Annotated in this window: 16 protein-coding genes; all 16 read left to right on the plus strand. The window is 34.3% G+C overall.

Features of this window, described 5'->3' with window-relative positions; all coding sequences use genetic code 11:
- Window positions 1-8 precede the first annotated feature (8 nt).
- The 16 genes from CRV04_RS11410 to CRV04_RS11485 all read left to right on the plus strand — a co-directional run bounded on the left by CRV04_RS11410 (window position 9) and on the right by CRV04_RS11485 (window position 12,619).
- Window positions 9-431 carry a F0F1 ATP synthase subunit B family protein gene (locus CRV04_RS11410; protein WP_128996979.1) on the plus strand — a complete coding sequence of 141 codons (423 nt, stop codon included), beginning with the start codon at window positions 9-11 and terminating at the stop codon, window positions 429-431.
- Between the two features lie 11 nt (window positions 432-442).
- Window positions 443-961, plus strand: coding sequence for a F0F1 ATP synthase subunit B (locus CRV04_RS11415; protein ID WP_228126546.1), 519 nt, complete (start codon window positions 443-445; stop codon window positions 959-961).
- The gene (locus CRV04_RS11420; RefSeq protein WP_128996981.1) at window positions 961-1,491 is read left to right on the plus strand and encodes a F0F1 ATP synthase subunit delta; all 531 of its coding nucleotides are present in this window, start codon (window positions 961-963) and stop codon (window positions 1,489-1,491) included. The genes CRV04_RS11415 and CRV04_RS11420 overlap by 1 nt, the downstream gene beginning before the upstream one ends.
- 21 nt (window positions 1,492-1,512) lie before the next feature.
- Window positions 1,513-3,030, plus strand: coding sequence for a F0F1 ATP synthase subunit alpha (gene atpA / locus CRV04_RS11425; protein WP_128996982.1), 1,518 nt, complete (start codon window positions 1,513-1,515; stop codon window positions 3,028-3,030).
- Window positions 3,031-3,040: 10 nt separating this feature from the next.
- Window positions 3,041-3,928: an ATP synthase F1 subunit gamma gene (gene atpG / locus CRV04_RS11430; protein ID WP_128996983.1), complete on the plus strand. Its 888-nt coding sequence runs from the start codon at window positions 3,041-3,043 to the stop codon at window positions 3,926-3,928.
- Window positions 3,929-3,946: 18 nt separating this feature from the next.
- Window positions 3,947-5,341, plus strand: coding sequence for a F0F1 ATP synthase subunit beta (gene atpD / locus CRV04_RS11435; RefSeq protein WP_128996984.1), 1,395 nt, complete (start codon window positions 3,947-3,949; stop codon window positions 5,339-5,341).
- An 18-nt stretch (window positions 5,342-5,359) separates the two neighbouring features.
- Window positions 5,360-5,737: an ATP synthase F1 subunit epsilon gene (gene atpC / locus CRV04_RS11440; RefSeq protein ID WP_128996985.1), complete on the plus strand. Its 378-nt coding sequence runs from the start codon at window positions 5,360-5,362 to the stop codon at window positions 5,735-5,737.
- Window positions 5,738-5,743: 6 nt separating this feature from the next.
- Window positions 5,744-6,304 (plus strand): MotA/TolQ/ExbB proton channel family protein, encoded by a 561-nt coding sequence (locus CRV04_RS11445; protein ID WP_128996986.1) that lies wholly within the window; start codon window positions 5,744-5,746, stop codon window positions 6,302-6,304.
- Window positions 6,305-6,311: 7 nt separating this feature from the next.
- Window positions 6,312-6,701 (plus strand): biopolymer transporter ExbD, encoded by a 390-nt coding sequence (locus CRV04_RS11450; protein WP_128996987.1) that lies wholly within the window; start codon window positions 6,312-6,314, stop codon window positions 6,699-6,701.
- Between the two features lie 2 nt (window positions 6,702-6,703).
- The gene (locus CRV04_RS11455; protein ID WP_128996988.1) at window positions 6,704-7,447 is read left to right on the plus strand and encodes an energy transducer TonB; all 744 of its coding nucleotides are present in this window, start codon (window positions 6,704-6,706) and stop codon (window positions 7,445-7,447) included.
- Between the two features lies 1 nt (window position 7,448).
- On the plus strand, window positions 7,449-8,726 hold the full coding sequence (gene tolB / locus CRV04_RS11460) for a Tol-Pal system protein TolB (RefSeq protein WP_128996989.1): 1,278 nt from the start codon (window positions 7,449-7,451) through the stop codon (window positions 8,724-8,726).
- A gap of 68 nt (window positions 8,727-8,794) precedes the next feature.
- Window positions 8,795-9,328: an OmpA family protein gene (locus tag CRV04_RS11465; RefSeq protein WP_128996990.1), complete on the plus strand. Its 534-nt coding sequence runs from the start codon at window positions 8,795-8,797 to the stop codon at window positions 9,326-9,328.
- Between the two features lie 10 nt (window positions 9,329-9,338).
- Complete coding sequence (locus tag CRV04_RS11470; protein WP_128996991.1) at window positions 9,339-10,304, plus strand: tetratricopeptide repeat protein; 966 nt, start codon at window positions 9,339-9,341, stop codon at window positions 10,302-10,304.
- 27 nt (window positions 10,305-10,331) lie between these two features.
- Window positions 10,332-10,868 (plus strand): FKBP-type peptidyl-prolyl cis-trans isomerase, encoded by a 537-nt coding sequence (locus CRV04_RS11475; protein ID WP_128996992.1) that lies wholly within the window; start codon window positions 10,332-10,334, stop codon window positions 10,866-10,868.
- A gap of 127 nt (window positions 10,869-10,995) precedes the next feature.
- Window positions 10,996-11,931 (plus strand): ACP S-malonyltransferase, encoded by a 936-nt coding sequence (fabD, locus tag CRV04_RS11480; RefSeq protein ID WP_128996993.1) that lies wholly within the window; start codon window positions 10,996-10,998, stop codon window positions 11,929-11,931.
- On the plus strand, window positions 11,924-12,619 hold the full coding sequence (locus CRV04_RS11485) for a 5'-methylthioadenosine/adenosylhomocysteine nucleosidase (RefSeq protein WP_128996994.1): 696 nt from the start codon (window positions 11,924-11,926) through the stop codon (window positions 12,617-12,619). Before fabD ends, CRV04_RS11485 begins: the two co-directional genes overlap by 8 nt.
- Window positions 12,620-12,811 lie beyond the last annotated feature (192 nt).

A 12,811-nucleotide genomic window follows, 5' to 3' on the forward strand; every position in this document is an offset into this window, starting at 1 on the left:
AGGAATGAATGTTAGACATAAGTCCAATATTATTGCTTAGTTCTGGTATTATCTTTCTACTAGTTCTTGCCAGACTAAACAGTTGTCTATTTAAACCTTTATTGAAACACATGGATGACCGATCTGAATCTATCAAAAAAGATTTAGAGAACGCTAAGTCAAACAGTGCGGATGTAGATGGTATGCTGGCTGAAGCAAATGATGTAATTGCAAAAGCAAAGAAAGAAGCAGCTGCAATTAGGGAGAGAGCTTATTCAGAAGCTAAAGAGGTTGCCGATGCAAAACTTGAAACAGCAAAATCTGATATTGAAACAAAATATACTGGATTTACAAAAGAGTTACAAGACGAAGCAAAAGTATTAAAAGATTCTTTAGTTGCTTCAATGCCTCAATTTAACGAGAGCTTAAAAGCTAAGCTTAATTCAATTTAAAGGAGACGATGGTGAGAAAATTATTCGTATTAATCATGTTAGCATTCGCTCCTTTAGCATTATTTGCCAGTGAAGGTGCGGAAACAAACTACGATATCGTACAAAGAACCGTTAACTTTGTTATTTTTGCTGCTATTTTATGGTATTTATTAGCAGATAAAATCAAAGCTTTTTTTGCAGACAGAAGCTTAAGTATTCAAGCTGAACTTGACAAAGTTCAAGATACTTTAAAAGAGTCTCAAGCTAAAGTAGATGATGCTGCTTTAGAGTTAGAAAAAGCAAAAAAACTTGCTGTTGAAATAGTAGATGGAGCTAACGCAGAAATCGACTCAATCAAAGCTAAAATCGCACAAGCTGTAGATAACGAAATTGCTAACTTGAATAAAAACTTTGATGAAAAGATCAAAGTGGAAACAAGAAAGTTAAAAGTTGAGATCGTTGAAGAAGTTCTTAACGAGTTATTAAGCAGTGAAAATATTGGTGTATCTCAAGACGAGCTTGCTAATATTGTACTTAAGAAGGTGGCGTAATGATTGATTTAATAGCAAAAAGATATGTTAAAGCATTATTAGATGGTAGAGATGTTAATTCAGCGACTGCTATTGGTGATGAATTAAATAAAATTGCTTCAGCATATGCTGATGAAAAATTTATTGCTATTATCTCTTCTTCTGAGGTAAAAGAGAGCGATAAAGTAGAGTTTGTTATCTCATTAGCGGATAACGCAAGTGATACAACAAAAAATCTTATCAAACTTTTAGGTGAAAATAAAAGATTAGAAGCGATTCCTTTTATTGCACAAGAGCTTAAAAAACAAATCAACACTTTAAACAATACTTATACGGGTGTTGTCTATACAAACAAAGAGTTAGACTCTGGTTATGTTGATTCAATCACTGAAAAATTTAGTCAAAAATTTGATGTTAATTTGAGTTTAGAACAAAATATTTGTGATTATGATGGAATTAAAGTTGATATAGATGGACTTGGTGTTGAGATCAGTTTCTCTAAAGAGAGATTGAAATCTCAAATGATTGATCATATTTTAAAAGCAGTTTAGAATTTATAAAGGAGAAAATGAATGAGTGCAAAGATTCAAGCAGATGAAATCAGTTCAATAATTAAAGAAAGAATTGATAACTTTGAATTAAATGTAGATGTTAACGAAACTGGTAAAATCATCTCTTATGCAGATGGTATTGCACAAGTTTACGGTCTTAAAAATGTAATGGCTGGTGAGCTTGTAGAGTTCGAAAACGGAGAGAAAGGACTTGCATCAAACTTAGAAGAATCTTCAGTTGGTGTGGTTGTTCTTGGTAAAGGTGAAGGTTTAAGAGAAGGTACATCTTGTAAAAGAGTTGGACGACTTTTAGACACGCCAGTTGGTGAAGCTATGGTTGGTAGAGTTGTTAACGCACTTGGTGAACCAATCGATGGTAAAGGTGCAATCGATTCTTCTGAGCGAAGATTAGTTGAAGAGAAAGCTCCAGGGATCATGGCTAGAAAATCTGTACATGAACCTTTACAAACTGGTATTAAAGCTATTGACGCACTTGTTCCAATCGGAAGAGGACAAAGAGAGCTTATCATTGGAGACAGACAAACGGGTAAAACTACAGTTGCAATCGACACAATTCTTAACCAAAAAGGTGAAGATGTTGTATGTATTTATGTAGCTATCGGTCAAAAATCTTCTTCAATTGCTTCTGTTGTTAGAACATTAGAAGAGTCTGGTGCAATGGATTATACAATCGTTGTTAACGCATCAGCAGCTGATTCTTCAGCATTACAATTCTTAGCACCATATACAGGTGTTACAATCGGTGAGTACTTCAGAGATAACGGTAAACACGCGTTAATCGTTTATGATGATTTATCAAAACACGCAGTTGCGTACAGAGAGATGTCTTTATTATTACGAAGACCTCCAGGTCGAGAGGCATTCCCAGGGGATGTATTCTACCTACACTCAAGATTACTTGAAAGAGCAGCTAAAATGGCTGACGAATTAGGTGCTGGTTCTATGACGGCGTTACCTATTATTGAAACTCAAGCGGGAGACGTTGCGGCATATATTCCAACAAACGTTATTTCTATTACAGATGGTCAAATCTTCTTAGAAACTAACCTATTTAACTCAGGTATTCGACCAGCGATTAACGTTGGTTTATCAGTATCACGGGTTGGTGGTGCTGCACAAATTAAAGCTACTAAACAAGTTGCTGGTACATTAAAACTATCTTTAGCACAGTTTAGAGAGCTTGAAGCGTTCGCACAATTCGCGTCTGACTTAGATGAGTCAACAAGAAAAGAGCTTGAACTTGGTCAAAGAATGGTTGAAGTACTTAAACAAGGTGTAAACAAGCCGTTGGTCATTGAGAAACAAATTGTTATCATCTATGCAGGTACAAAAGGTTACTTAAATGATGTAGCAGTAAGTGATGTTGTTCGATTTGAAAATGAATTACATGCATTCATTGAGCAAAAATATTCTAATATCTTAGAAGAGTTAAAAGCTAAGAAAAAATTAGATGACGAAACTGAAGCAACGTTAGTATCAGCATTAGAAGAGTTTAAAACTGTTTTTAATGCCAATTAAGGATTAGCACATGGCTAACTTAAAAGAAATTAAATTAAAAATCGGAAGTGTATCGAATACTCAGAAGACTACGAAAGCTATGAAGCTTGTATCTTCTGCGAAACTTACTAGAACACGACAGCTTTCTGAACAAGCGCGTGCGTATGCGAGTAAAATTAACGATGTACTTTCTGAGATTGCACATGAAGTTAGCAAAGTTCAAGATGGAGAGATGACAGACAGAGCATTTATTCCAAATGACGCACCAAAAACAGTAGACATTGTTTTTGTAACAGCAGACAAAGGACTTTGCGGTGGTTTTAATATGGCAACAATTAAAACTGTGAATCGATTAATGAAAGAGTATCAGTCAAAAGGGGCAACGGTTAGATTAAGAGTTGCTGGTCGAAAAGGTATGGATTACTTTACATTCCAAAAAGTTGCTTTAGCGCAAAAAGTGAATGATTTAAGTTCTGCACCTGACTATGACAGAGCTTGTGAATTTATTGAAGAAGCAGTAAAAGATTTTAATAACGGTGTAACAGATAAAGTTGTATTAGTTTATAACGGATTCTTAAACATGTTAACACAAGAGATTAGAGTAAGAGATTTATTGCCAATTACATTAGAAGATGCTCCAAAAAAAGAGAAAGAGTCTTCTATGTTAGATATTGAGCCAGATGATGATGGTGAAGTTTTAAAAGAATTAACAGGTAAATACATTGATTTCAATATGTATTACTCATTAATTGACTCTTTAGCAGCAGAGCACTCTGCACGTATGCAAGCGATGGAAGCTGCAACGAAAAATGCAAAAGAGAGAGTTGATACTTTAACGATCGAATATAATAAAGCTAGACAAGCTGCAATTACAACAGAGTTAATTGAGATTATCTCTGGTGTTGAATCATTAAAATAAGATAAAGGAGCTGCCCGTATGAAAGGTAAAATTATTCAGGTAATGGGTCCGGTTGTTGACGTAGAGTTTGACGGATACTTACCAGAAATTAATGAAGCAATCGAAGTTACATTAGCGGATGCTAATGCAGACAGATTAGTTCTTGAGGTTGCTGCACACATTGGAGATAGCAGAGTTAGAACTATTGCTATGGATATGACTGAAGGTTTACAAAGAGGTCAAGAGTGTACTGCACAAGGTGGACCTATTCAAGTTCCAGTTGGTGAAGCTGTACTTGGAAGAATTTTCAACGTTATTGGAGATCCAGTTGACGAAGGTGAAGCAATTCCTGCTGAAACTGAAAGATGGTCAATTCACAGATCTGCTCCAACATTTGAAGAGCAATCAACAAAAACTGAAATGTTTGAAACAGGTATCAAAGTAGTTGACCTTTTAGCACCATATTCAAAAGGTGGTAAAGTTGGACTATTCGGTGGTGCTGGTGTTGGTAAAACGGTAATTATTATGGAACTTATCCACAACGTTGCGTTTAAACACTCAGGTTACTCAGTATTTGCTGGTGTTGGTGAAAGAACAAGAGAAGGAAATGACCTTTATCACGAAATGAAAGACTCTAACGTACTTGACAAAGTTGCATTATGTTATGGTCAAATGAGTGAGCCTCCAGGTGCAAGAAACAGAATTGCATTAACTGGTCTTACAATGGCTGAGTACTTCAGAGATGAAAAAGGTCTTGATGTACTTATGTTCGTTGATAACATCTTTAGATTTGCACAATCAGGTTCAGAGATGTCAGCTCTTTTAGGAAGAATTCCTTCAGCAGTTGGTTACCAACCAACATTGGCATCTGAAATGGGTAAATTACAAGAGAGAATTACTTCTACTTCTAAAGGTTCTATTACTTCTGTTCAAGCAGTATACGTACCTGCAGATGACTTGACTGACCCTGCTCCTGCATCAGTATTTGCTCACTTAGATGCAACTACAGTACTTAACAGAAAAATTGCTGAAAAAGGTATTTACCCAGCGGTTGATCCGTTAGATTCTTCTTCTAGAATCTTAAGTGCAGATGTACTTGGTGAAGAGCACTATGCAGTTGCTCGAGGTGTTCAATCAACACTACAAAAATATAAAGACTTACAAGATATTATTGCAATTCTTGGTATGGATGAGTTAAGTGAAGCAGATAAACTTGTTGTTGATAGAGCAAGAAAAATCGAAAAATTCTTATCTCAACCATTCTTCGTTGCAGAAGTATTTACAGGAAGCCCTGGTAAATATGTTGAGTTAGCAGATACAATCGCTGGTTTCAAAGGAATCATCGAAGGTAAATATGACCACATTCCAGAAATGGCATTCTACATGGTTGGTGGTATGGATGAAGCTATCGCCAAAGCTGAGAGTATGAAATAACAAACCATAAGGCATAACATGGATACATTAAAATTATCAATTGTTACACCAAATGGTCCAATTTTTAATGAAGACGTAAAAACAGTAACTCTTCCAGGTAAAGAGGGTGAGTTTGGAGTACTACCGGGGCACGCCTCGTTAGTATCTTCGTTAACAGTTGGTGTAATAGTAATTGAAAAAGCAAACAGCACTGAAGCAATAGCAATTAACTGGGGACATGTTAAAGTAAGTGAAACTTCAGTAGATGTACTGGCTGATGGTGCAGTTGCATTAACTCAGGGACCTGGATCTGAAACAGCTAAAAACATTGATGCTGCTAAAGAATTAGTTAATTCTGTAAAAGATGCAAACGTCTCTTTAGCTGCTGTAGAAGCAAAAATTAACTCATTTGCATAATTGCTTATGATTGATCTACTTCTAAATTATTTAAGCAACAGCAGTGCTATTACGTTTATCGTATTAGCAGTGCTCTCTGCTTATTTAATTCTAACATTCTGGATTTTCATCTATCGTTTTATGTCCTTAAACACTTTAGTTATAAACGAAGAAAAATCATTAAATGCACTCACTTCTAAAAGCTCATTTGTGAACCCACTCTCATCATTACAAAAATGTGCGAATGGTGCTAAGCAAAAAGAGTTATTACAAGCATGTGAAATCAGTATTATCAAAGATGCAAGTGTAGGCGTCTCTTGGTTATCAATCATATCTTCAACTTCTCCATTCGTGGGGCTTTTTGGTACAGTTGTTGGTATTTTAGAATCTTTCGCAAAATTTTCTACACACTCAAAAGTTGGCTTTTCTATAATTGCTCCTGCAATTTCTGAAGCGCTTGTAGCAACAGCTGCAGGTATTTTCGTGGCAATTTTTGCATATACTTTTCATCAACTGTTAGTTCGAAAAATATATGAATTGGACACTTATTTAAAGGCACAAACAAAAATTTTAGTCTCTAAAGGTTAATTGAGTCATGTATGATTTTAATCAAAAACCTGAACTCAATATCACTCCTTTAGTGGACATTATGCTTGTATTGCTTGCTATTTTGATGGTTACTGCACCTGTTATTGAGTTTGAAGAGCCGATTAATCTTCCAAAAGGCAGTAAAAGCAAACAAGTTGAGCAAAATCAGAAAATCAATATCTATATTACCAAAGATAAAATAATCACCGTTAATAAAAACAAATACCAATTTAAAAATTTTCCTGACAGTTTTGTGCTGTTTACAAAAGATAAAAATAAAGAGACACCTGTCCACATAAGAGCTGAGAAGACACTCATGTACAATGATATTGTATTTGTGCTCAAATCAGTTAAAGAGGCAGGATTTTATAAAGTAGCATTGGTTACAGACGGATAAAAATGACAGATAGAAATATATTTTATGTTTCAGGTTTTATCTCTGTTAGCGTATACGTTTTAGTCTTTTTACTTTTGATGCTTTATTTAAAAGCCCATGATGTTAAAAAGATTGATGCTTTCACTAAAACAACAGTTTTAGAACTGGACATTGTACTTGATTCAAACTCGAATATTAATCAAAAAACCAGTACAGAACACGTTAAAAACACAAAAGTGGCTGAAAAGATTGTAAAACAGTCAACTTCACGAAGTGTAAAACAAACAGCAGATGTAAAATCTCTTTTTTCAAATGTGACCACAGAAGCAAAAAAAGTACAAAAAGAGGATACTTTAAATGTTGAAAAAAGTTTGGTATCCAGTCGATTTAAATCAAAATTTGAAAAAGAGAAGAAGCTTGATAACGTTTCGGTGTCAAACCTTTTAGAGAAAGTAAAACAAAAAAAGAATAAACTCACATTCAGTGAATCAAAAAATCAAAACGATCCATACTACTCAAAAATATATGAAATCATTTCCAGTCGATGGCAACCGACATTTATTGTGGATGATTTAAGCGCCAAAGTATTGATTACAATTTATAGTGATGGACGATTTGATTTTAGTTTTTTACGATACTCTTCTGATGATAAATTTGATGCATCACTTCGTCAATTTTTAGAAGAGCAAAAACAGACACTCTATCCGCCTCATGATAAAGGTGATAAAACGATTATAGAGGTCATATTTAAAGCAAAGGATGAATAAAATGAAACGAATAATTTTTATAACATTTTTTTTAGGATTATTTACAGGTCAACTTTTTGCAGTTGATGCAAGTATGGAAATTGTAAAAAAAGCAGTCAACCTGCCTAAGATTTCAGTGGGTATTTCTAGTGATGCCATTGATAAGCAATTGCTTCAAAAAATTCGAACCATTGTATCACAAGATTTGCAAGTCAGTGGTCACTTTGAAGTTGCCAAAGAGCAGTATGCTCTGAACTTTGATGACAGACCTAATTTTTTAAATGCTAAAAAAGAGGGGATTGACCTAATTGTTAATCTCAATATTGACCAAAGTAACTTTGGTGGACTTTTACTCTACATCAAAATGTTTGATGTAAACTCTCAACAAATGGTGATCAATAAATCCTTTTCAACTTCTAAAAGAGATCGTTTCCCATTTTTAGCTCACAGAACTTCCATTGCAGTGAATGATTACTTAAATGCCCCAAAGATTTCTTGGATGGATAAATTTGTGATTTTTTCACGATACATTGACTCGAAGCAAAGTGAAATAGTCATTGCAGACTACACGCTTTCGTATCAAAAAGTGGTGATTCGAGGGGGATTAAATATCTTCCCTAAATGGGCAGATGATGATCAAGAGAGTTTTTATTACACCACATACAATAGAGATAAACCTACGTTGGTTAAAGCCAATTTATTCACAGGGCAACTTGAAGAGATTATCAGCAGTGAAGGTATGATTGTCTGTTCTGATGTGAGTGAAGATGGTAAAAATTTACTTTTAACCATGTCTCCAACTGGTCAACCAGATATCTATTTGTATAATACACAAACACGAATCAAAAGTAAAGTTACAGATTATCAAGGTATTGATGTGAGTGGGAGTTTTGTTGAGAATGATTCAAAAGTGGTTTTTGTATCTGACCGATTAAAGTACCCAAATATTTTTGCTAAAAAAATTGGTGAACGTGGCATTGAACGATTGGTCTATCATGGACGAAATAATTCTTCTGCAACCACACATGGAAACTATATTGTCTATTCAAGCAGAGAAGGGGATAATGAGTTTTCTAAAAACAGTTTTAATTTGTATTTGATTTCAACGCAAAGTGATTTTATAAGACGTCTTACAACCAATGGCCGAAATCAATTTCCTAAGTTTTCAAGTGATGGGGAATCGATACTTTTTATTAAAACTTATCAAGGGCGAAGTTCTTTAGGAATATTACGATTGAATTACAATAAATCGTTCCTGTTTCCATTAAAAAGTGGTAAATTACAGTCTATCGACTGGTGATACACGACTTTAAATGATTACTTAAGTTTTAATACAGTAGAATTTTTTAAACCCAAAAGGAGATATTTATGAAAAAACTTGGAATGTATTCATTGTTATTAGCTGCAATTTTATTCACAGGTTGTAGTCAAAAAAGTGTAGAGATGGATGCAAATTCTGATTCTGCATTGGACAGAGTAGAAGGAAATGGCGCTACTACAGAGCAAATGATGGCAGACTCTTCAATGGATTCTGAATCAAAAGGTGTCTACGTAACGATTGACGGTAAACAAGTATTCTTAGGTTCAGTTTACTTTGCATTTGATAAATATGATTTATCATCTGACATGAGAGAAGTGGTTAAAGCAAACGCTGCATTGCTTTCTGAGTATAATGGAAAAATCAAAGTAGAAGGTAATTGCGATGAGTGGGGTACAGATGAGTACAACTATGCATTAGGTTTAAAAAGAGCAAAAGCAGTCAAAGATGCTTTAGTAGCTGATGGTATCGAGTCATCAAATATCTCTTTAATCAGTTTTGGTGAAAGTAATCCAGTTTGTAGTGACAAAAATAAAGATTGTTGGCAAAAAAACAGAAGAGCTGACCACAGACTTTTACCATAATCTTTAATATATGAAACATTTTATATCTTGTCTTTTGCTAAGTACCTTGGCCGTAGCTAATGAAGTTTCGGTCTTTGGTGCTGGTAATTTAGATTCTGACAAACCATACGGTTTAAGTAGTACTGAAAAACATATTCTTAAAAACAAAACTGAACTTAATACGATTGATACCAAAGTTAAAACAGTTAAAAGTACCATTGAGAGCCTTTCTCAACGAATAGATGGATTGGAATCTATTTATGAAGGGGACAGTAAAAAGCTCAATGATGCTGTGCTTGATTTAAGTACATTACTGAAAAATGATGAACTTAAATCCACTGAAATTGAAAATATTAAGAAAGTAACCAATCAAATTTTAACCATACAAGAAGAGAATCGTAAAACGAATGAAGAGAATTTAAACAACTTAAAAAAAGCGATTGATGAGCTTTCAAAAGTTGTGAACTCAATTAATGGAAGCTATGTTTCTTCAACTGAGTTTAAAAAAAACATGGAACAGTTTGTAACTGTAAAAGAGTTTGAAGCACTTAAAAAATTAGTTGTGAAAGAGGAGAGTAAACCGGCTGCTAAAGTAACAACTAAAAATGATATAGATGAGAAATACAGAGATTTAACCAATGAACAACTCTTAGAAAAAGCTAAAGAGTTGTTTAAAATAGACTATTTTACCGATGCTATACCTATTTTTGAATATTTGATTACAAATCACTACAAACCTGCAGAATCAAATTTTTATTTAGGTGAAATGTGGTATTATAGAAAACAGTACAGTGAAGCGATTACTTATTTTAAAGAATCAGCGATGCTATACGACAAGGCTTCATACATGCCGAAGCTTTTATTGCACAGTGCTATCTCATTTGAAAAAGTTAATGACTTAGATAATGCTGCGAGTTTTTATACTACATTAATCAATGTATATCCAAATTCTAAAGAAGCACAAACTGCAAATAAAAATTTAATTAATTTAAATTAAAAAACATTTATATAGGAGGACATGTATATGTCAAAAGTAATAGGAATAGAATATTCTTTAAAAGATGCGAGTTCAGGTGAACAATTAGATTCAAATGTAGGAAAACCAGCATTAGAGTTTGTAAGTGGAAAAGGTCAAATCATCCCAGGTTTAGAAAGTAAACTTGTAGAGATGGCATTAAACGAGGCTGCTGATGTTATGGTTCAACCAGCTGAAGCGTATGGTGAGTACAATGAAGAAGCAATTCAAACATTACCAAAAGAGCAATTTGCTGGTATTGAATTGACTGAAGGTATGACTCTATATGGTCAAGGTGAACAAGGTGAAACTGTACAAGTTACAGTTAAAGGCTTCACGGATTCTGAAGTAACAATTGATTATAACCACCCAATGGCTGGAAAATCATTAATGTTCTCAGTATCAATTGTATCATTAAGAGATGCTACTGCTGAAGAGATTGAAACTGGTGTCGTTGGTGGAAGACCTGAAGGTGGATGCTGCGGTAGCGGTGGGCATAGTGAAGGACATTCACATGGTGGTGGAGGATGTGGTTGTAGCCACTAACTTTTCAAAGAAGTTCCTTTTTTTGCCCAGAAGCTTGATTGCTTTTGGGCAAAACTATTTTTAAAGAGTATTCTTTACTTTTTAATAATAGTTTTAAACTAAAATTTAATGACAAGGTAAAAAACGAATGAAAAAAGTTGCTTTTATTTTTCCAGGACAAGGGAGCCAATCTGTTGGAATGGGTAAAGACTTCTTCGAGAACAGTGAAATTGCAAAAGAGATGATTGCTAAAGCCAGTGAACGATTAGGAATCAGTTTTGAAGAGTTGTTATTTGAAGAGAATGATAAATTGGGTCAAACTCAATTTACACAACCTGCAATTTTATTAGTGAGTGCCATTGCAAACGCAATTTTTAAAGATAAGTGTGATATTCAACCTGAGTTTGTATTAGGTCACTCTTTAGGCGAATTTTCAGCTTTAGTATCTGCAGGTGCAATTGATTACTTGGATGCTGTTGAATTGGTGCATAAACGAGGTCTTTTTATGACTGAGGCGTGTGCTGGTGGAGGTGCTGGTATGATGGCATTGGTTGGTTTAGATGACGCAACAGTTGAAAAGATGTGTGAAGAGCAACAAGCTGCTGGAAAACAAGTTTGGCCAGCTAATTATAATATGGATGGACAGTTGGTACTTGCTGGTATCAAAGCGGACTTAGAGTCATTGGTTGATACCTTTAAAGATGCAGGTGCAAAACGAGCAATCGTTTTAGATATGTCAGTTGCAAGTCACTGTGAACTTTTAAAAAGTGCAGTTGAGAACTTAAAACCATATTTAGAAGAGTATTTGCAAGATGAGTTTGCTGTTGAAGTTGTATCAAATGTAACAGCTCAACCATATAAAACAAAAGATGAGGCAATTGAGTTATTGTCAAATCAATTGGTATCTCCTGTAAAATATAAACAAAGTGTTGCAGCTAATGCTTCAAAAATAGATATGTTCATTGAGTTTGGTAATGGAATTGTATTAAAAGGTCTTAACAGAAAGATTTGTAAAGATACACCTACTGCAAACGTTTCAGATATGGCATCTCTTGAAAGTGTATTGGAGTCTTTAAATGACTAAATTAGCAGTAATGGGGGCAATGGAAGAAGAGATTGAACCTCTATTAGAACATTTTAATGATGTTAAAATAACGGAATTCGCTAAAAACAAATATTATGAAGTTACTTATAATGGTTTAGAGATTGTGATTGCATACTCTAAAATTGGAAAAGTGTTTGCAAGTTTAACGGCTTCAACATTGATTGAAAAGTTTGGCTGTGATACTTTGCTTTTCTCTGGAGTTGCAGGGGGAATTAATCCTGAACTTAAAATTGGGGATCTGATCATTGCCAATAAACTGTGTCAACACGATTTAGATATTACTGCATTTGGACACCCTCATGGTTTTGTTCCAGGTGGTGCAGTCTTTGTTGAAACTTCTATAGAGTTAAACAGCATTGCTAAAGAGGTTGCAAGTGAAAATGGACTTAAAGTGATTGAAGGAGTGATTGCAACGGGAGATCAGTTTGTGCACTCAAATGAGCGAAAAGAGTTCATTGAATCAACTTTTAAAGCTGATGCATTAGAGATGGAAGGTGCAAGTGTAGCTGTTGTATGTGATGCTTTAAATGTACCTTGCTTTATTTTAAGAGCCATTTCTGATACAGCAGATATGGATGCAGGGTTTGATTTTGATGAATTCTTAAAATCATCAGCAAAAAACTCAGCAGAGTATTTAATTAAAATTATCAATAAACTACAACAATAACCTTTATTATGAGTATTCTGTATACAGAATACTCACTCATATATTATACAAAACAAAAAAAATCAAAAATTTAAGCCAATATTTAGATTAAACCCTTGACAAGGGGTAAGAATTTGTCTATAATTCCCGTCCAATTTCAGAGGAACGATAGAAAGTTTTGGTCTGAAGAGTTCTTTAAAAGAAGAGGTTTGT

The organism is Candidatus Marinarcus aquaticus (assembly GCF_004116335.1).
Classification (GTDB): Bacteria; Campylobacterota; Campylobacteria; order Campylobacterales; family Arcobacteraceae; genus Marinarcus; species Marinarcus aquaticus.